Here is an 18,309-nt window from a genome sequence, read left to right as displayed (position 1 = left end):
GGGTCTCTCGACCGCGGAGCACCAGCGCCTGAACCAGCCCCCGGGGGCACCGTCATGACACGCGCCATATCTCTGCACCACGTGAGCAAGACCTACACCCGGGGAATCCGGGTGGTGGACCGGCTCTCGCTGGACATCGCGCCCGGCGAGTTCCTCGTCCTGCTCGGGCCCTCCGGCTGCGGAAAATCCACTGTGCTCAGGATGATCGCCGGGCTGGAGGAGATCACCGAGGGCGAGCTCAGGCTCGACGGCGAGTACGCCAACGACCTGCTGCCCGCCGAGCGGCGGATGGCGATGGTGTTCCAGAACTTCGCCCTCTACCCGAACATGACCAGCCGGGGGAACATCGGCTTCCCGCTGCGCATCGAGGCGCCCGGCGAGGACCCACGCGCACGCGTGGACGCCACCGCCCGCATGCTGGGCATCGAGGACCTCCTCGACCGCTACCCGGGCCAGCTCTCGGGCGGCGAACGCCAGCGGGTGGCGATGGGCCGGGCCATCTCCCGCCACCCCTCCGCCTTCCTCATGGACGAGCCGCTGTCCAACCTCGATGCCAAGCTCCGCAACCACCTGCGCGCCGAAATAGCCGCGCTCACCCGGGAGTTGGGCGTCACCACGGTCTACGTCACCCACGACCAGGCGGAGGCCATGTCGCTCGGTGACCGGGTGGCAGTCCTGCGCGGCGGAGTCCTGCAGCAGGTCGGCAGCCCGCGCTCGGTCTACGCGCTGCCCCGCAACGTCTTCGTCGCCGCCTTCATCGGCACCCCGCGCATCAACCTCCTGCGCGGACTGGTCCGGGCCCCGCTGGACGGTGCGATGACCATCAGCCTCGGCAAGCAGTACCTGCGGCTGCCCGAACCCCTCTCCCTGGACCACCAGTTGCTCCGCGTGCAGCAGGGCCGCGAGGTGATAGTGGGCCTGCGCTCGGAGGCGATCCGCATCGCCAAACGGACCTCCGCCCGCCCCGGGGAGATGCCGATCACCGGCCTGGTGGAGCACGTGGAGTTCCAGGGCCACGAGGTCCTCGTCCACTTCAACACCGGTTCCAGCCCTGCCTTCGTCCCCGACCTGGAGGCCCCGCGCCCCGCATCCCGCCCACCCCGGCGCCGCCGCCGCGAGGGCACGGTCCTGGACCGCCTGAGGGACCGCGCGGTCTCCCGCCGCGCGGGTCCGGTGGTGGTCCTGGAGGACCCACCGGACCCCGAACCCCCCGCGGCCGACCCCCGTCTCCCCGGCGATCTCGTGGTCCGCACCACCCCGGACATCGACCTGCGCCGCGGTATGCAGGTCCCGCTCCTCGTCGACATCTCCCACCTCTTCGTCTTCGACCAGCACGGCGAGCGCATCTGCCCGTCCCCGGACCACCTGCCGGACCTGGACGAGTGAGGACGGGGAGGCCGGTGGAGTGAACCGAGGGGGCGGCAGCCGGGCTCGGTGGTGGCGTCCCGTTGGGCAGGGTGCATGAACACGCACCTCACCAGGCAGGACCCTCCTCAGCTCACCTTCGGCACGGAGCGGCCCGACGGCGTACGAGAAGGCGTTCGCGCGGGAGGCCCTAGGGCGGGTGGACGAGCGGGCCCGTGTCGACTTCTGATGGCGTCGGACGGTCCGGTCCCGCTCTGGCGCGAGAAAACTATCGTCGCTAGTTTATGAGCCGGACGACAAGGACGACCGCACGTCACGGCCCAGCCCGGAAGGACGCACCATGAAGGCGCACGACGGCATGTACATCGAGGGTGAGTGGCGCCCGGCCACCGGCCCGGACGTGATCGAGGTCGTGAACCCGGCCGACGAGCAGGTCATCGCGCGGGTTCCGGCCGGCACCGCCGAGGACGTCGACCTCGCCGTACGGGCCGCCCGCGCCGCCCTCCCGGCCTGGGCCGCGACCGCCCCCGCCGAGCGGGCCGCCCGGCTGGCCGCCCTCCGGGACGTCCTGGCCGCCCGCAAGGACGAGATCGCCGAGACGGTCACCGCCGAGCTCGGCTCGCCGCTGAAGCTCTCGCAGAACGTCCACGCCGCCGTGCCCATCGCGGTCGCCGCCTCCTACGCCGAGCTCGCCGCCACCCACCCCTTCGAGGAGAAGGTCGGCAACTCCACCGTCCACCAGGAGCCGGTCGGCGTGGTCGCCGCGATCACGCCCTGGAACTACCCGCTGCACCAGATCGTCGCCAAGGTCGCCCCGGCCCTCGCCGCGGGCTGCACGGTCGTGCTCAAGCCCGCCGAGGACACCCCCCTGGTCGCCCAGCTCTTCGCCGAGGCGGTCCACGAGGCGGGCATCCCGGCCGGTGTCTTCAACCTGGTCACCGGCCTCGGACCGGTCGCCGGGCAGGCGCTCGCCGAGCACCCGGACGTCGACCTGGTCTCCTTCACCGGCTCCTCCGCGGTCGGCCGGCAGATCGGCGCGACCGCCGGTGCCGCGCTGAAGAAGGTCGCGCTGGAGCTGGGCGGCAAGTCCGCCAACGTCATCCTGCCGAGCGCCGACCTCGCCAAGGCGGTCAACGTCGGCGTCGCCAACGTGATGTCCAACTCCGGCCAGACGTGCAGCGCCTGGACCCGGATGCTCGTACACAGCGACCAGTACGACGACGCCGTCGAGCTCGCCGCCACCGCCGCCGCGAAGTACGGCGAGCGCATCGGCCCGGTCGTCAACGCCAAGCAGCAGGCACGCGTGCGGGGTTACATCGAGAAGGGCGTGGCCGAGGGAGCCCGCCTGGTCGCCGGCGGCCCCGAATCCCCGCGTGAGCAGGGCTACTTCGTCGCCCCGACCGTCTTCGCCGACGTGACCCCCGACATGACGATCGCGCAGGAGGAGATCTTCGGCCCGGTCCTGTCCATCCTCCGCTACGAGGACGAGGAGGACGCCCTGCGCATCGCCAACGGCACGGTCTACGGCCTCGCGGGCGCGGTGTGGGCCGGCGACGAGCCGGAGGCGGTGGCCTTCGCCCGCCGGATGGACACCGGGCAGGTCGACATCAACGGCGGCCGCTTCAACCCCCTTGCCCCGTTCGGCGGTTACAAGCAGTCCGGGGTGGGCCGCGAGCTCGGCTCGCACGGTCTCGCCGAGTACCTCCAGACCAAGTCCCTCCAGTTCTGAGGAGCCGTCCCGTGGTTCGTGCCGCCGTCCTTCCCGCCGTGGGCGCCCCGCTGGAGGTCACCGACATCGACCTCCCGGACCCCGGCCCCGGCCAGGTCCGGGTCCGCCTCGCCGCCGCGGGGGTCTGCCACTCCGACCTGTCCCTGTCCAACGGCACCATGCGCGTCCCCGTCCCGGCCGTCCTCGGCCACGAAGGCGCGGGCACAGTCGTCGCCGTGGGGGAGGGGGTCACCGGGGTGGCGCCCGGTGACCGAGTCGTCCTCAACTGGGCGCCCTCCTGCGGAAGGTGCCACGCCTGCACGCTCGGCGAGGTCTGGCTGTGCGCCAACGCCCTCAACGGCGCCGCCGAGGTCTACGCCCGCACCGCCGACGGCACCGACCTCCACCCCGGCCTGAACGTCGCCGCGTTCGCCGAGGAGACGGTCGTGTCGCAGTCCTGTCTGCTGCCCCTCCCGGACGGCATCCCGCTCACGGACGCGGCCCTGCTGGGCTGTGCCGTCCTCACCGGCTACGGCGCCGTCCACCACTCGGCACGGGTCCGGCAGGGCGAGACGGTCGCGGTGTACGGCGTCGGAGGCGTGGGCCTGGCCGCGCTCCAGGCAGCCCGGATCGCGGGGGCGTCGAAGATCGTCGCGGTCGATGTCTCCCCGGAGAAGGAGGAGTTGGCGCGCGCGGCCGGAGCCACGGACTACGTGATCGCCTCCGAGAACACCGCCCGCGAGATCAGGGGGCTGACCGGCAAGCAGGGCGTCGACGTCGTCGTCGAGTGCGTGGGCCGCGCCTCGACCATCCGCACGGCCTGGGACTCCACCCGCCGCGGCGGCCGTACGACCGTCGTCGGCATCGGCGGCAAGGACCAGCAGGTCACCTTCAACGCCCTGGAGATCTTCCACTGGGGCCGCACCCTCGCGGGCTGTGTCTACGGCAACTCCGACCCCGCCGAGGACCTGCCCGTGCTCGCCGAGCACGTCCGGGCGGGCCGCCTCGACCTCGGCGCCCTGGTGACGGAACGGATCGCGCTGGACGGCATCCCGGCCGCGTTCGAGAACATGCTGGCGGGCAAGGGCGGCAGGGCCTTGGTGGTGTTCTGAACCAGGGGTTGCCCGGCGCCCCGTCTCAGGTGCTCCGGGCAACCTTCCCGCACAACCGTTGACCCCATACCGTCCGGTCAGTATGTTCAGCCGCCAACGTCCCCACGCACCCATCGGAGTGTGCACTGCATGGACACGGCCCCTACCGCTCAGCCCACTTCCGTCACCGCGCCGGCGGCTCCCCACCGCCGACGCGTCGCCACCGCGGCCGCGCTCGCCTCCGCCGTCGAGTGGTACGACTACTTCGTCTTCGGCATCGCCGCGGCCCTCGTCCTCGGCGACCTGTACTTCCCGGCGGGCAGCTCCACCGCCGGCGTCCTCGCCGCCTTCGCCACCTTCGCGGTCGGCTTCCTCGCCCGCCCGATCGGAGGCATCGTCGCCGGTCAACTCGGCGACAAGCGCGGCCGCAAGCCGATGCTGGTCCTCGCGCTCACCCTCATGGGCCTCGCCACCACCGGCATCGGCCTGCTGCCGACGTACGCCACGATCGGCGTCGCCGCCCCGATCCTGCTCGTCCTGCTCCGCGTCGTCCAGGGCGTCGCGGTCGGCGCGCAGTGGGGCGGCGCGATGCTGCTGGCCACCGAGTACGCCCCCGAGGGCAAGCGCGGCCTCTACGGCAGCGTCGTCCAGCTCGGCGTCCCCATCGGCGTGGTGACGGCCAACACCGTCTTCCTGCTGGCCGGGGCGTTCACCACGGACTCCGCCTTCGCGGCCTGGGGCTGGCGCATCCCCTTCCTCATCGGCCTGTTCGTCCTCGCGCTCGCCTGGTACATCCACGCCAAGGTCGAGGAGACCCCCGAATTCCGTCAGGCGGAGCAGGAGTTGGCCGCGAAGGAGGAAACGGAGCAGAACTCCCCGCTGCGCACGGTCCTCCGCCACCACCTGGGCACGGTCCTGCTCGCGGGCGGGTCCTTCGCCGTGAACACCGCGACCTTCTACATCCTGATCACCGGGGTCCTCGACTACACCACCCGCGAACTCGGCATGAAACGCAGTGCCGTTCTCACCGTCTCGCTCTGCATCAGCCTGACCCAGCTGGTGCTGATCCCGGCCGCCGCCGCTCTCTCCGACCGCCTCGGCCGTATCCGCGTCTACGCCGTCGGCGCGGTCGGCATCGCCCTGTGGGCCGTACCGATGTTCCTGCTCATCGACACCGGGTCGCTGCTGTGGCTGGCTGTCGGCACCTTCGTCGCCGGGTGCTTCCTGAGCATCATGTACGGCCCCCAGGCCGCCCTGTTCGCCGAGCTGTTCACGCCCGAGATGCGGTACACGGGCGCCTCCCTCGGCTACCAGATCGCCGCCGTGCTCGGCGGTGGGCTCGCGCCCTTCCTGATGGTGCTGCTGCTGGAGGCCACGGGGACGTCGATGGCGGTCTCCGGGTACATCATCGCGCTCTCGGTGATCGCGTTGCTGTGCATCAAGGTGCTGGCGGGCAGGGCGCGGTCACGCGGAGTCTGAGGCCCTCTCGGGGTCCGACGCCTTCTCGGGCCGCGGCTCCGGTGCGGTCACCGGAGCCGCGGCCATGGGCGGGACCGTCCGCGTGCGGGAGCGGGACACCGCCACGCCGGCCAGGCACAGCGCCCCTCCCGCGAGCGTGAACAGGCCCGGGACCTCGCCGAGGGCCAGCCACGACATCAGGACGACCAGGGCGGGCACCGCGTAGGTGGTCGCGCCCATGCGGCTGGCGGTCGTACGGGCCAGGGCGTAGGCCCAGGTGGTGAAGGCCAGCGCGGTCGGGAACACGCCCAGGTAGACCATGTTGAGCGTCGCCGAGGCGGGGGCGTCGGCCGCCTCCGAGACCAGCTGCCCCGCGAACGGAAGACAGACGACGGCGCCGGTGAAGCAGCCGAACGTCGTCACCTGCAGCGGGGTCGCCGAGCCCAGGGCCGGCTTCTGTGCGACCACTCCGCCGGCGTAGGCGATCGCCGCGAGCAGGCACAGGACCACGCCGAGCACCGAGGAGCCGCCGTCGTCCGACATCGACAGGCCCACGGTGACCGCGCCCGCGAAGGAGACCGCCATCCCGGCCAGCAGCCGCGGCGGCATCGCGTCCTTGAGCAGCCGGACGCCGAGCAGGGCGATCAGGATTGGGCCGATGTTCACGACGAGGGCCGCAGTGCCCGCGTCCACCTGCTGTTCGCCCCAGTTCAGGACGACCATGTAGAAGCCGAACCACAGCACGCCGGAGATCGCGATGCCGCGCCACGCCGAGCGCGGGGGGAGGCCCTCCCGGCGTATCAGGCAGATCACGCCCAGGGCGAGTGCGCCCGAGAGGAGGCGGCCGAGAGCCAGGGCGCCGGGTGAATAGGCCTCGCCCGCGCTGCGGATCGACACGAAGGCTGAGGCCCACAGGATGACGGTCACGGTGGCCGCGCCGGCGGCCAGGAGGTCGGTGCGGCGGGGGTTCATCATGCTCCTGAGATTAGGGAGGGCGGGGTTCGGAAGCTCGTGGATTTCGGACGGGTGCGTTGCCGTCCGCGGGTCTGTGTGTGGGTGCTGGTCGCGCGGTTCCCCGCGCCCCTGAAGGAGCTCATCGCAGCGTCGGCCCAGGAATTCCCAGGAGTTCCTCCAGCGCCCGCTCGCCGGCCGCCGTCACCTTCACCGCCCGCTCCGAGCCGATGCGGACGCACCAGCCCTCGGCGAGGGCGTGCCGGCACAGGGCCGCTCCGGCCACCCCCGCCAGATGCGGACGGCGTTCCGTCCAGTCCAGGCAGGGTCGGGCCAGGGGGCGGCGGGTCCTGCGGTCGAGGGGGATGCCGGTGGCCGCGAACCATGCCAGGCCCGCGTCCGTGAGGGCGAAACCCGTGTCCTGGGTGAGCAGCCGACGGGACGTCAGCGCGTCCGTCACCGCGATGCCCAGTCGGCCCGCCAGGTGGTCGTAACACGTGCGTCCCCGGGCCATCGCCGAGCCGGCGCTCGATTCCCGCAGGGTGCGCGGGCGTTGGACGGTGTCCGGAGCGATCTGTGCCGCCAGGTCCTCCACCAGGTGGGCCACCCTCGCGTCGGCCAGCCGCACGTACCGGTGGCGGCCCTGGCGCTCCTCCGTGAGCAGTCCGCCCGCGACCAGCTTGCCCAGGTGCTCGCTCAGGGTCGAGGCGGCGACCCCCGCGTGGCGGGCCAGCTCGCCCGCCGTCCAGGCCCGGCCGTCGAGCAGGGCCAGGAGACAGGCGGCACGCGTCTCGTCGGCGATGAGGGCGGCGAGCCTCGCCAGCTGGGGTGCCTGCGGGTCCTCGGTCATGGGTTCAGCATGGCCCAGGGACACTTCGGCGCCCACCGAAATATCGCTACCCGACGCCTCTGACCTGCTCGTACTGCTGGGAAAGCCCGTCCAGCAGGGCCCTCAGCCCCGTCTCGAAAGCCCGCTCGTCGATCTTCTCCTGCCGCTCCGCGAGCAGGTGGGCCTGGCCGAGGTGGGGATAGTCCGCGGGGTCGTACGCGCTCACGTCGTCCACGAATCCCCCGGCGAACGAACCGAGCGCGGAGCCCATGATGAAGTACCGCATCAGCGCGCCGATGGACGTCGCCTGCGCCGGTGGCCAGCCCGCGTCGACCATCGCGCCGTAGACCGCGTCGGCCAGGCGCAGTCCTGCGGGGCGGCGGCCGGGGCCCTGGGCCAGGACGGGGACGATGTTGGGGTGGTCGCGCAGGGCGGTGCGGTAGGAGAGGGCCCAGTCGTGCAGGGCGGTCCGCCATGCCCGGCCGTCCTCGAACATCGACAGGTCGACCTGGGCGCTCACCGAGTCGGCGACCGCCTCCAGGATCTCGTCCTTCGTCCGGAAGTGGTTGTAGAGGGACGGGCCGCTGACCCCGAGTTCCGCCGCCAGCCGGCGCGTGGACAGCGTGGCGAGGCCCTCCGCGTCCACGAGCGCGCGGGCCGTCTCGACGATCCGGTCGGTGCTGAGGAGGGGCTTGCGCGGTCGGGCCATGGCGCACATAGTAGGGCTGCGCGACGTAAACTAGCAGTGCTAATTTAAAGGTGTCCTTCTCAAGTGAGGTGATCTCGTGGTCGACCTGGGGCTCAGCGAGGAGCAGGCCGCCGTCCAGCGGCTGGCGCGGGACTTCGTGACCCGGGAGATCGCCCCTCATGTCGTCGCCTGGGACCGCGCCGAGGAGGTCGACCGGTCCCTCGTCAAGAAGCTCGGAGAAGTCGGCTTCCTCGGGCTCACGATCGACGAGGAGTACGGCGGCTCGGGCGGCGACCATCTCGCGTACTGCCTGGTCACCGAGGAGCTGGGGCGGGGGGACTCGTCCGTGCGCGGGATCGTGTCCGTCTCCCTCGGGCTCGTGGCCAAGACGGTCGCCGGGTGGGGGAGCGAGGAGCAGAAGCGGCGCTGGCTTCCCGGGCTCACCTCCGGCGAGTACGTCGGCTGCTTCGGCCTCACGGAGCCCGGCACCGGCTCCGACGCGGGCAGCCTCGCCACGCGTGCGGTGCGGGACGGTGACGACTACGTCATCGACGGCACCAAGATGTTCATCACGAACGGCACCTGGGCCGATGTGGTGCTGCTGTTCGCCCGCTCGACGGATGCTCCCGGCCACAAGGGCGTCTCCGCCTTCCTCGTGCCGACGGACACTCCCGGCCTCACCCGCCGGACCATCCACGGCAAGCTCGGCCTGCGCGGCCAGGCCACCGCCGAACTGGTCCTCGAAGGCGTCCGCGTGCCCGCCTCCGCGATGCTCGGTGAAGAGGGCAAGGGGTTCTCCGTCGCCATGTCCGCGCTGGCCAAGGGGCGGATGTCGGTGGCGGCGGGGTGCGTGGGCATCGCCCAGGCCGCGCTGGACGCGGCCGTCCGGTACGCCGGTGAGCGCGAGCAGTTCGGCAAGCCGATCGCGGGGCACCAGCTCGTCCAGGAGCTGATCAGTGACATCGCCGTCGACGTGGACGCGGCCCGGCTGCTGACCTGGCGGGTCGCCGACCTGATCGACCGCGGGAAGCCCTTCGCCGTCGAGTCCTCCAAGGCCAAGCTCTTCGCCTCGGAGGCGGCCGTACGCGCCGCGAACAACGCCCTCCAGGTCTTCGGGGGGTACGGCTACATCGACGAGTACCCGGCGGGCAAGCTGCTGCGGGACGCCCGCGTGATGACCCTCTACGAGGGTACGAGCCAGATCCAGAAGCTGGTGATCGGGCGGGCATTGACGGGGGTGTCGGCGTTCTGAGTACCGTCTGAGTACCTGAGCGGATGTGGCCCGGGTCACGGACGGCCGAGACTCTGGCCATGAGTGACACACCGGTCAAGCAGCAGAACACGGCCGCCTTCTACGGCCAGGCCGTCGCCTCCTTCGCCGTGGCCATGGCCGCCACGGCCGTCGGCATCTTCCGCCTGAACGCCGACGCCTGGGTGCGCGGCTTCCTCGCGATCGCCGTCCTGTACCTCGTCACCTCCGCCTTCACGCTCGCCAAGGTCATCCGCGACCGCCAGGAGGCCGGCCAGATCGTCAGCCGCGTCGACCAGGCCCGCCTGGAAAAACTCCTCGCGGAGCACGACCCCTTCGAGAAGCTGTGAGCGGGCCGCGCCGCCGGTGCGTTCGGGGCGTCCTTCCTCGCGGCCGGTTCCGCCGCACCCACCCGCCGCGACTCCTCGCCGGCCCCGCTGAACGGGCAGGCTAAGCGCTCGCTCAGGATGGGCGGTATGGTGGGGGTTCTGACGGTGGAGAGGGGCGTGCGATGAGTACGGCGGAGGAGACGGCCGACGGCGAGATGTCGGCGTGGGGCGAGGTCACGCCCGACGCGGCGCGGCGGCTGCTCGTCGCCGCGGTGGAGGCGTTCGCCGAGCGCGGCTACCACGCCACCACGACCCGGGACATCGCGGGCCGTGCCGGGATGAGCCCCGCCGCGCTCTACATCCACTACAAGACCAAGGAAGAGCTGCTGCACCGCATCAGCCGGATCGGTCACGCGAAGGCGCTGGAGATCCTCCAGGTCGCGGCCCGCCGCGAGGGCACCGCGACCGAGCGGCTCGCGGACGCGGTGAGCTCCTTCGTCCGCTGGCACGCGGGCGGCCGTACCACCGCCCGGGTCGTCCAGTACGAACTGGACTCCCTCGGCCCCGACGCCCGCGCCGAGATCCTCGCCCTGCGCCGGCAGTGCGACGCCGAGGTGCGCGGGATCATCGAGGACGGCGTGGCCTCCGGCGAGTTCGACGTGCTCGACGTCCGGGGCACCACCCTCGCCGTCATGTCGCTCTGCATCGACGTGGCCCGCTGGTTCAACGTCGACGGCCCCTGGACGCCCGACGAGGTCGGCGCGCTCGACGCCGACCTCGTGCTGCGGATGGTGGGCGCGGCCAAGTGACCGCCTACAGGTAGTACCGGGACACCGACTCCGCCACGCACACCGGCTTGTCGCCGCCCTCGCGCTCCACGCTGAAGGCGACGGTGACCTGGACACCGCCTGCCACGTCGTCGACGCCGGTGATCTGCGCGGTGGCCCGCAGCCGGGAGCCCACGGGCACCGGCGCGGGGAAGCGCACCTTGTTCGTCCCGTAGTTGACACCCATCTTCACGCCCTCGACCTTGATCAGCTGCGGTCCGAACAGCGGCAGCAGGGACAGGGTGAGATAGCCGTGCGCGATCGTGGTGCCGAAGGGGCCCGCCGCGGCCTTCTCCGGGTCGACGTGGATCCACTGGTGGTCACCGGTGGCGTCGGCGAACAGGTCGATGCGCTTCTGGTCGACCTCCAGCCAGTCGGTGTACCCCAGCTGCTCGCCCACCGCCGCCTTCAGGTCGTCCGTACCCGTGAAGATCCTCGGCTCTGCCATGTCCCGGCCTCCTCGCCACATGATGTCTAAGCGACTGCTTAGCATGGTCGGCCCGGAAGCCCCTGTCAACGGACCGCGAGGGTGACGGCATGGGTAGGGTTCGAGGGGTGCCCCAGATTCCCGAGAAGATCCATGAACTCACGGTCGGCCAGCTCGCCGCCCGCAGCGGCGCCGCCGTCTCCGCCCTGCACTTCTACGAGTCCAAGGGCCTGATCAGCAGCCGCCGCACCACGGGCAACCAGCGCCGCTACTCCCGTGACGCGCTGCGCCGGGTCGCCTTCGTCCGGGCCGCGCAGCGCGTCGGCATCCCGCTGGCCACGATCCGCGACGCCCTCTCCGAGCTCCCCGAGGAACGCACCCCCACCCGCGAGGACTGGGCTCGCCTCTCCGAGGCATGGCGCTCCGAACTCGACGAACGCATCAAGCAGTTGAACCGTCTCCGGGACCACCTCACCGACTGCATCGGCTGCGGCTGCCTCTCCCTGGACACCTGCGTCCTGTCCAACCCGGACGACGTCTTCGGCGACCGGATGACGGGGTCGCGGCTGCTGGTGGAGCGGGGCGGAGGCGGTCAGAGGAACGGGCGCCGGGATCAGGAACGGCAGGAGACGGCTGACGAGTGCCGCTGAGCCTTACGGGCGGTCCGGCATCCGCCCCGTCGGCACCCGGCCTCAGCTGAATCCGTCCGGCACCCGACGTCAGCTGAATCCGTCCGGCACCCGGCGTCGCCGCGATCCGCCCGCCACCCGGCTCCACCGGAAACCGCTGGTAGCCCCTCCCCGTGCCTGGTAGCGTCGCGATCTTCGGCCGGTGGCGACATCGCGCCCGGAGTCATGACGGGACAACTCCCATGACGTCAAAGGCCCTTGACGCGGCCCTCGCGGACATCGACACCGTCTTCAACGGCTTCGCCAGCCCCACCGAGACCGGATGTGAGCGGTGTTACCTCCCTGAGGAGACGGCGTATCTGCGTACGCCGTACACGCGGGTGCCCGCCGATCTGGTCAGCCGGTTCGTCTTCGAGGTCCCCGGTCACTTCGAGGACCACGCGGCGGTGATGCGCCGTCTCCTGCCGCAGACGGCGCACGCCATGGCCGACGGGAGCCTGCGCGGCGTCGGCTGGGAGGAGCACGGACTGAGCCGGGTGGACTGGCGGGCCTGGCCGTCCGGGCAGGCGGCAGCCGTCGAGGCGTTCGTGCACGCGTGGTGGGATGACACCCTCACGACGCCCGAGCCGCCGTATCCGGTCCACGAGGTGTTCGAGACCTGCGTCTCGATCCTGGGCGACCTGACACCGCTCCTCGACCGCTTCAGGACGCAGCCGGTCGTAGCGGCGCATGTCGTCAGTTGTGCGAGGGCCTGGCTGTTCGACCTGATCACCGACGACTCGCCGTTCTGCTGGTGGTACGGCGGTGAAGACGCGTCCCTCGTCGCCGTGCTCCAGTCCTGGCTGGCGGCACACGCGCCCGACTGTCTCCGTGCCGAAAACGAGCCCGAGCTGGCGCAGCGGGCCGAACTCCTCGGCCTGCCCTATGCCGAGCGCTGGGACCACCCGTACTGGACCAGTGCCTCGGCCACCAACTGAGCGTCGGACACGGCTCGTTCACCGCCCGGCAGGAACAGCGTGTCCTCCAGGCCGATCCGGGTCGCGAGGTCCAGGCGGCCGGCCAGCCGCAGTACCGGCCAGGCGCCGGCGTCCTCGCCGTGCAGCAGCACGGGACGGCCGTGCGCCGGGCCGAGTTCGGCGAGGAGTGTGTGCGCGGCGGCCTCCGGCGCGTCGGTGTCCGTCACCTCCGCGAGGACGCGCAGCACCTTCGGCCCGAGCGGCGACACCGCGAACCGCGCCGCCGCGTCCGTACCCGACCAGATACCGGCCTCCACGCCGACACCCAGGTCGATCAGTGCCACGGCCAGCGACTCGGCCCCCGGCTCATGCCAGTTCACCGAGGCGTGGTCGGGCAGCACGGTCCAGGCCCGGACCCGGGCGAGCCGCACCGCGGGGTCCGGTTCCGCCCATGCGCCGGTTGTCACACCGACCGGGACCGACACCCGCGCACGGATAGCATCGAGTGTCGCCGCGACCACCCGCGGCGACAGACTGTCCTGCCCGCAAGGCGTCTTGGGGTGGACATGGATGTCCGTGGCGCCCGCCGCGACGGCCTCGGCCGCCGCCCGCGCCATGGACTCGGGAGTGAGCGGCACCGCCGTACCGTCGGCGGCCCCGCGCGGGCCGTTGAGACACACCTGCACCATTCCTCGATGGTGCCAGGCGGCACCGACAGTTCGACCCTGTCCAACAGGGGGTGCGGCATCCCCTGCGCACCCCCGGCGCGCTCGTACGCTCTAGGCCGACATCAGCAACCGTCCGCGCCTGGCGTCCGCCAGGGCCTCGGGGGTGAGCACGGGCCGCGGCACCAGGATTCCGCAGTCCACGCAGACCGGACCGGTCGAGGGTTCGTGGTCCAGTTCGTACTTCCAGACGAGCCGCTCCCCGTCGCACACCGGGCACACCGCGCCCGGTTCGCGCTCCAGCGCGGAGATCAGCCTGCGCAGTACGTCGGCCAGTGAGTCATCGGGGTGCACCCGGGGGTCGTCGCACCACGCGACTCCGAACCCGCCCCAGGTCAGCCGGTGCCAGTCGTCGACACTGCCCGGCCTGCGCAACCCGTCGTGCTTCTCCTTCTTGCGCCGCTCGGCGAACTCGACCTCGTAGGCCAGCCAGACCGAACGCGCCTCCTCCAACTCCTCCAGTGCGGCCACGAGCCGCGCCGGGTCGGGGGAGCGGTCCTCGGGTCCGAATCCCGCCCGGGAGCACAAGTGGTCCCAGGTCGCCCTGTGCCCGTAAGGAGCGAACCGCTCAAGGCACTTGCGCAGCGAGTAGCGCCGAAGCGCCAGATCGCACCGCGGATCCCGCACCTGTCTCGCCAGACTCCGGAAACCGGCCATCGCCCTGCACCTCCGTCACACCTGCACCTGTACTTCGGTCACTTCGGCGTCGTCGCACGGACTTCGCGCGGCGTTGCCGAATAGACGTATCGACAAGCGATTTGGCTCCATCCGATTTCCGATGCCCCCCATAAGCTCGAGAACCCCTGCCAAAACTTGACGCATGTTCATCTTCAATCTCGGGGATACCGGCGGTAACGTCCGGCCACACCCCCCGTCGGTTGGAGCTGCCATGCCACGGCGCACCTCACGCACCGCACTCGACAGACTGAGAACTCCCGGCAGACTCACCGGGTTCCTGAAGTCCGCATCCATATGCGTCCTGATTGCCGGTCTTTTGTCCCCGCTTGCTCAGACCGCGTCGGCCGCCGAGACCACGGCGGCCAACGACTACTGCGGCGGCCAGTGTTCCGACATCCTGCCGCCCGGCGAGAACGGCAACGCCACCCTCGCGCAGGTGCTCCTCAACCAGGCCTTCGGCACCCAGCCCGACCACGCCGAGGACCAGCTCGGCCCCTACGCCAACCTGGCCAAGGGGTACCCCACGCTCACCAACTCCACGATCAACACGTTCTTCAACGACGCGTCCTTCGGGGTCGCCTCCGACCAAGTCGCCTCCACCCTGAGCCCCGCGGGGCGCACCGACGTGACGATCGTCCGTGACAAGAAGACGGGCGTACCGCACATCACCGGTACCACCAGATACGGCACCGAGTTCGGCGCGGGCTATGCGGCCGCACAGGACCGGCTGTGGCTCATGGACGTCTTCCGGCACGTGGGGCGCGGCCAGCTGACCGCCTTCGCGGGCGGCGCCGCCTCCAACCAGGGCCTGGAGCAGCAGTTCTGGCGCAACGCGCCCTACAGCGAGGCGGATCTGCAAGCACAGATCGACAACGCCGTCGCCAGCAACGGCGCCCGCGGCCAGCAGGCCCTCGCCGACGCCAACGCCTACCTCGCCGGCATCAACTCCTACATCGACGCCTCCGACAGCGGCCGCTACTTCCCCGGCGAGTACGTCCTGACCGGCCACAAGGACTCGGTCACCAACGCCGGCACCATCGACCACTTCAAGATCACCGACCTGGTCGCGCTGGCTTCCGTCATCGGCTCCCTGTTCGGTTCCGGGGGCGGCGGCGAGGTCAACAACGCCATCTCGCTGATGGCGGCCCAGCAGCAGTACGGCGTGGCGAAGGGCACCGAGGTCTGGGAGTCCTTCCGGGAGCGCAACGACCCCGAGGCCGTCCTCACCGTCCACAACGGTGAGAGCTTCCCCTACGCCGCCAAGCCCGCGAACGCGCAGGGCGAGGCGCTGCCCGACGCCGGTTCGGTGACCACCGAGCCTCTGGTCTACGACCCCACGGGCACCGGCGCCGACCAGAGCGCGAGCGCGGCCTCCGCCACGGCCACCGCGAACGCCCTCACCTCCGCCAAGCGCGGCATGTCCAACGCCCTCGTGGTGAGCGGCAAGTACACCGCCAGCGGTCACCCGGTCGCCGTCTTCGGACCGCAGACCGGCTACTTCGCCCCCCAGCTCCTCATGCTCCAGGAGATCCAGGGCCCGGGCATCAGCGCCCGCGGCGCCTCCTTCGCGGGCCTGAGCATGTACGTCGAACTCGGCCGCGGCCAGGACTACTCGTGGTCCGCCACGACCTCCGGCCAGGACATCATCGACACCTACGCCGTCGAACTGTGCCAGGACGACTACCACTACCTGTACCACGGCACCTGCACGGCCATGGACAAGATCGAGCAGAAGAACTCCTGGGCCCCGACCACGGCCGACAGCACCGCCGCGGGGTCGTACACGATGAGGGTCTGGCGCACGAAGTACGGCCCCGTCGAGTACCGGGCGACCGTCGGCGGCAAGAAGGTCGCCTACACCACCCTGCGTTCCTCCTTCATGCACGAGGCCGACTCGATCATCGGCTTCCAGATGCTGAACGACCCGGACTACGTCAAGAGCCCGCAGACCTTCCAGAGCGCGGTGCAGCACATCAACTACACCTTCAACTGGTTCTACGCCGACTCCGCGCACACCGCGTACTACAACAGCGGGAACAACCCGGTGCGCGCGTCCGGCGTCGACGCCGAGTTCCCGGTGTGGGCGCAGGCGGCGTACGAATGGAGGAACTGGAACCCGACCACGAACACCGCCGACTACACGCCGGCCTCCGCGCACCCCAACTCGATCGACCAGGACTACTACATCTCCTGGAACAACAAGCAGGCCAAGGACTACGCGACCGCGTCCTGGGGCGACGGTTCCGTGCACCGCGGCAACCTGCTGGAGGACCGGGTGAAGAAGCTGGTCGCCGCGGGCGGGGTCACCCGGGCCTCGCTGGTGAAGGCCATGTCGGACGCCTCCCTCGCCGACCTGCGCGCCGAGGACGTCCTCCCGGACCTGCTCAAGGTGGTCAACAGCTCGACGGTCACCGACTCCACGGCCGCGGCCGCGGTGAGCAAGCTCCAGACCTGGCTGACGGCCGGTGGCAAGCGGACCGAGACGTCGGCCGGTTCGAAGAAGTACGCCGACGCCGACGCGATCCGCATCCTGGACGCGTGGTGGCCGCTGCTGGCCAAGGGCATCTTCGAACCGGGCCTCGGCACCGGCCTGTACACCGCCCTCCAGGCCAACCTGCCCGTCGACGAGTCCCCGTCGGCCGCGCACGGCCCCACCGGTGCCCACGCGGGAAGCTCCTTCCAGTTCGGCTGGTGGAGCTACGTCGACAAGGACGTCCGCGCGGTGCTCGGTGAGAGCGTGCAGGGGCCGCTGGCGGACAAGTACTGCGGCGGCGGCAGCCTCAGCGCCTGCCGGGACATCCTGATCAGCACCCTGAAGACCGCGGCCGGCAAGACCGCGGCCCAGGTCTACCCCGGCGACACGCTGTGCTCGGCGGGCGACCAGTGGTGCGCCGACTCGATCGTGCAGCGCACCCTGGGCGGCATCAAGCACTACAACATCAGCTGGCAGAACCGTCCGACCTTCCAGCAGGTGGTGGAGTTCACCTCACACCGGTAACGCCGCGAGGGAGTACGGCTGTTGGCGGCGGGTCAGTGGATACGGCCCGCCGCCAGCACCAGTCGGGCCAGCTCGCGGTGGCAGATGTCGCTGTGCGCGCCCGCGGGCGGTCCGCCGCGTCTGACGACGGCCGCCGCGTCGACGTTCACGCAGCCTTTCGCGGGCAGCTTCTCGAGGGCGTCGGCGAGCTTCAGGGACGCCGTGCCCGGCACCGCCTGCACCCCGTCGTGTCCCATCGCGCCCCACTTGTCGCCCAGCACCCGGCCGAGGTCGAAGGCCGCGACCCCCTGCGCGTCGCCCGCCATCCGCGAGGCCAGCGGGTACAGCGTGCCGAGCGCCGAGTCGTGACTGGAGAAGCAGCACACGAGCGGTCCGTCGACCCGGTTCTGCTGCCCCTGGAGCACCCCTCCGGCCCGCGCGTCGTGCGGCAGCCGGGCCGCGAACGCGTAGTGCGAGAAGGCCCCTTGGAGCAGCGTGACGGACTTGACCGTCCGCACCCCGTCCGGCAGCCCGCGCAGCGCGAACGACACCAGCCGGCCCCCGAAGCTGTGCCCCACGAGGTGCACCCGCACTCCGGGCGCCGCCTGCGCGAGCTGCCCGACCACCCGGCCGAGTCCCCGCTCGCCGACGGTCCCCGCGCGCCGCTTCATGGCGTAGTACGTCCCCTGCCGCAGCAACTCGTGCGCCCCGTCCCACGGGTTGGGAATCGTGAACTCCTCTGCCCCGCCCGGGGATTCGAGGCGGGAAACGGCCTGTGCGAACTCCTCGCACACCGCCGCCGCGGACCCGGTGAAGATCTCCGGCTCGTCCTGCGGCACCCCTTCCGCCAGCGTGTCCGCCGCGAACAACGCCTGCGGTCCCGGCGGCACGACCTCCACCAGCATCCGCACCAGCCGCCCGAACTCCTCCAACTCGGCGTCTTCCCGCGGCTGTTGGTCCAGCAGCCGGGCCAACTGATCGATCACGGTGGCCCGACCCGGGAAGGTCTCGAGCAGTGCGTGCCGGGTGTCCTTGTCGAGCACCGGACGCGGCGGCATCTCGGCGGCCACCGCCCGCGGGAAGTCCGGGATCGGCTCGTCCGAGAACCGCATCGACGGCCATACGACCCCCACGTACCCGAGCCTCGCGGCCGGCGCGAGTTCCGGGAACGGCGCGAAGAAGTGACTGTAGAGCCGGGTCGCCCCCGAGCGGTCGCTGTTCCAGCCGTGCGAGAAGACGACCAGGTCCTCGACGCCCCGGTCCACCACCTCCGCGAGCAGCCGGTCCCGCCGGCCGGTGTCCGGGTCACCGTCCGCGTCGAACGTCAGCTCCCAGTACGGCGTCACACTCATCGCCGGATCCGTCATGACAGACCCCCTCGTCCCCCGTAGTGGTGCGCATCGTCCTGCTACCGGGCGAAGT

At 71.3% G+C, this 18,309-nt stretch carries 17 protein-coding genes; 10 read left to right on the top strand and 7 right to left on the bottom strand.

Annotation, left to right across the window (positions count from 1 at the left end):
• The first annotated feature begins 54 nt into the window (after positions 1-54).
• The 4 genes from ABZT06_RS25120 to ABZT06_RS25105 all read left to right on the top strand — a co-directional run bounded on the left by ABZT06_RS25120 (position 55) and on the right by ABZT06_RS25105 (position 5,643).
• Entirely contained in the window at positions 55-1,386 is a 1,332-nt protein-coding gene (locus ABZT06_RS25120; protein ID WP_355744951.1) for an ABC transporter ATP-binding protein, read from the top strand.
• A gap of 319 nt (positions 1,387-1,705) precedes the next feature.
• Positions 1,706-3,094, top strand: coding sequence for an aldehyde dehydrogenase family protein (locus ABZT06_RS25115; RefSeq protein ID WP_355744948.1), 1,389 nt, complete (start codon positions 1,706-1,708; stop codon positions 3,092-3,094).
• An 11-nt stretch (positions 3,095-3,105) separates the two neighbouring features.
• A complete protein-coding gene (locus tag ABZT06_RS25110) occupies positions 3,106-4,185 on the top strand; it encodes a Zn-dependent alcohol dehydrogenase (RefSeq protein WP_355744946.1) in 1,080 nt (359 codons plus the stop codon).
• A gap of 129 nt (positions 4,186-4,314) precedes the next feature.
• Positions 4,315-5,643 (top strand): MFS transporter, encoded by a 1,329-nt coding sequence (locus ABZT06_RS25105; protein WP_355744943.1) that lies wholly within the window; start codon positions 4,315-4,317, stop codon positions 5,641-5,643.
• Here ABZT06_RS25105 and ABZT06_RS25100 read toward each other — a convergent pair.
• The 3 genes from ABZT06_RS25100 to ABZT06_RS25090 form a co-directional block, all read right to left on the bottom strand.
• The gene (locus tag ABZT06_RS25100; protein ID WP_355745332.1) at positions 5,629-6,594 is read right to left on the bottom strand and encodes a DMT family transporter; all 966 of its coding nucleotides are present in this window, start codon (positions 6,592-6,594) and stop codon (positions 5,629-5,631) included. The two genes, ABZT06_RS25105 and ABZT06_RS25100, sit on opposite strands and share 15 nt — an antisense overlap.
• Before the next feature lie 121 nt (positions 6,595-6,715).
• Positions 6,716-7,423: a winged helix-turn-helix domain-containing protein gene (locus ABZT06_RS25095; protein ID WP_355744940.1), complete on the bottom strand. Its 708-nt coding sequence runs from the start codon at positions 7,421-7,423 to the stop codon at positions 6,716-6,718.
• A 46-nt stretch (positions 7,424-7,469) separates the two neighbouring features.
• The gene (locus tag ABZT06_RS25090; protein ID WP_355744937.1) at positions 7,470-8,111 is read right to left on the bottom strand and encodes a TetR/AcrR family transcriptional regulator; all 642 of its coding nucleotides are present in this window, start codon (positions 8,109-8,111) and stop codon (positions 7,470-7,472) included.
• Positions 8,112-8,187: 76 nt separating this feature from the next.
• On the opposite strand from ABZT06_RS25090, the gene ABZT06_RS25085 reads away from it, so the two are divergent.
• From ABZT06_RS25085 to ABZT06_RS25075, 3 genes are all read left to right on the top strand, one after another.
• Positions 8,188-9,342 (top strand): acyl-CoA dehydrogenase family protein, encoded by a 1,155-nt coding sequence (locus ABZT06_RS25085; protein ID WP_355744934.1) that lies wholly within the window; start codon positions 8,188-8,190, stop codon positions 9,340-9,342.
• A gap of 59 nt (positions 9,343-9,401) precedes the next feature.
• Positions 9,402-9,689, top strand: a complete 288-nt coding sequence (locus ABZT06_RS25080) for a YiaA/YiaB family inner membrane protein (protein WP_020117785.1) — start codon at positions 9,402-9,404, stop codon at positions 9,687-9,689.
• A 161-nt stretch (positions 9,690-9,850) separates the two neighbouring features.
• The gene (locus ABZT06_RS25075) at positions 9,851-10,477 is read left to right on the top strand and encodes a TetR/AcrR family transcriptional regulator (RefSeq protein ID WP_355744929.1); all 627 of its coding nucleotides are present in this window, start codon (positions 9,851-9,853) and stop codon (positions 10,475-10,477) included.
• A gap of 4 nt (positions 10,478-10,481) precedes the next feature.
• On the opposite strand, the gene ABZT06_RS25070 is transcribed toward ABZT06_RS25075, so the two are convergent.
• The gene (locus tag ABZT06_RS25070) at positions 10,482-10,943 is read right to left on the bottom strand and encodes a MaoC family dehydratase (protein ID WP_355744926.1); all 462 of its coding nucleotides are present in this window, start codon (positions 10,941-10,943) and stop codon (positions 10,482-10,484) included.
• 107 nt (positions 10,944-11,050) lie between these two features.
• On the opposite strand from ABZT06_RS25070, the gene soxR reads away from it, so the two are divergent.
• Both soxR and ABZT06_RS25060 read left to right on the top strand, forming a co-directional pair.
• On the top strand, positions 11,051-11,572 hold the full coding sequence (gene soxR / locus ABZT06_RS25065) for a redox-sensitive transcriptional activator SoxR (RefSeq protein WP_355744923.1): 522 nt from the start codon (positions 11,051-11,053) through the stop codon (positions 11,570-11,572).
• A 221-nt stretch (positions 11,573-11,793) separates the two neighbouring features.
• The gene (locus ABZT06_RS25060; RefSeq protein WP_355744920.1) at positions 11,794-12,528 is read left to right on the top strand and encodes a hypothetical protein; all 735 of its coding nucleotides are present in this window, start codon (positions 11,794-11,796) and stop codon (positions 12,526-12,528) included.
• On the opposite strand, the gene ABZT06_RS25055 is transcribed toward ABZT06_RS25060, so the two are convergent.
• A complete protein-coding gene (locus tag ABZT06_RS25055; protein WP_355744917.1) occupies positions 12,474-13,196 on the bottom strand; it encodes a 3-keto-5-aminohexanoate cleavage protein in 723 nt (240 codons plus the stop codon). The two genes, ABZT06_RS25060 and ABZT06_RS25055, sit on opposite strands and share 55 nt — an antisense overlap.
• A 90-nt stretch (positions 13,197-13,286) precedes the next feature.
• Entirely contained in the window at positions 13,287-13,889 is a 603-nt protein-coding gene (locus tag ABZT06_RS25050; protein WP_355744914.1) for a hypothetical protein, read from the bottom strand.
• A gap of 232 nt (positions 13,890-14,121) precedes the next feature.
• Here ABZT06_RS25050 and ABZT06_RS25045 point away from each other — a divergent pair, with 232 nt between their 5' ends.
• A complete protein-coding gene (locus tag ABZT06_RS25045) occupies positions 14,122-16,908 on the top strand; it encodes a penicillin acylase family protein (protein ID WP_355744911.1) in 2,787 nt (928 codons plus the stop codon).
• A 32-nt stretch (positions 16,909-16,940) separates the two neighbouring features.
• On the opposite strand, the gene ABZT06_RS25040 is transcribed toward ABZT06_RS25045, so the two are convergent.
• Positions 16,941-18,254, bottom strand: coding sequence for a serine-threonine protein kinase (locus ABZT06_RS25040; RefSeq protein ID WP_355744908.1), 1,314 nt, complete (start codon positions 18,252-18,254; stop codon positions 16,941-16,943).
• Between the last annotated feature and the right edge of the window lie 55 nt (positions 18,255-18,309).

The organism is Streptomyces sp. NPDC005483 (assembly GCF_040606035.1).
Lineage (GTDB): Bacteria > Actinomycetota > Actinomycetes > Streptomycetales > Streptomycetaceae > Streptomyces.
This window is presented reverse-complemented; position numbering and strand designations above follow the sequence as displayed.

What these genes read in the sequence shown, in the direction of transcription:
- ABZT06_RS25120 (WP_355744951.1), top strand. Translation starts at nt 55, where the DNA reads ATGACACGCGCCATATCTCTGCACCACGTGAGCAAGACCTACACCCGG.
- ABZT06_RS25115 (WP_355744948.1), top strand. Translation starts at nt 1,706, where the DNA reads ATGAAGGCGCACGACGGCATGTACATCGAGGGTGAGTGGCGCCCGGCC.
- ABZT06_RS25105 (WP_355744943.1), top strand. Translation starts at nt 4,315, where the DNA reads ATGGACACGGCCCCTACCGCTCAGCCCACTTCCGTCACCGCGCCGGCG.
- ABZT06_RS25100 (WP_355745332.1), bottom strand. Translation starts at nt 6,594, where the DNA reads ATGAACCCCCGCCGCACCGACCTCCTGGCCGCCGGCGCGGCCACCGTG.
- ABZT06_RS25095 (WP_355744940.1), bottom strand. Translation starts at nt 7,423, where the DNA reads ATGACCGAGGACCCGCAGGCACCCCAGCTGGCGAGGCTCGCCGCCCTC.
- ABZT06_RS25090 (WP_355744937.1), bottom strand. Translation starts at nt 8,111, where the DNA reads ATGGCCCGACCGCGCAAGCCCCTCCTCAGCACCGACCGGATCGTCGAG.
- ABZT06_RS25080 (WP_020117785.1), top strand. Translation starts at nt 9,402, where the DNA reads ATGAGTGACACACCGGTCAAGCAGCAGAACACGGCCGCCTTCTACGGC.
- ABZT06_RS25075 (WP_355744929.1), top strand. Translation starts at nt 9,851, where the DNA reads ATGAGTACGGCGGAGGAGACGGCCGACGGCGAGATGTCGGCGTGGGGC.
- ABZT06_RS25070 (WP_355744926.1), bottom strand. Translation starts at nt 10,943, where the DNA reads ATGGCAGAGCCGAGGATCTTCACGGGTACGGACGACCTGAAGGCGGCG.
- ABZT06_RS25060 (WP_355744920.1), top strand. Translation starts at nt 11,794, where the DNA reads ATGACGTCAAAGGCCCTTGACGCGGCCCTCGCGGACATCGACACCGTC.
- ABZT06_RS25055 (WP_355744917.1), bottom strand. Translation starts at nt 13,196, where the DNA reads ATGGTGCAGGTGTGTCTCAACGGCCCGCGCGGGGCCGCCGACGGTACG.
- ABZT06_RS25050 (WP_355744914.1), bottom strand. Translation starts at nt 13,889, where the DNA reads ATGGCCGGTTTCCGGAGTCTGGCGAGACAGGTGCGGGATCCGCGGTGC.
- ABZT06_RS25045 (WP_355744911.1), top strand. Translation starts at nt 14,122, where the DNA reads ATGCCACGGCGCACCTCACGCACCGCACTCGACAGACTGAGAACTCCC.
- ABZT06_RS25040 (WP_355744908.1), bottom strand. Translation starts at nt 18,254, where the DNA reads ATGACGGATCCGGCGATGAGTGTGACGCCGTACTGGGAGCTGACGTTC.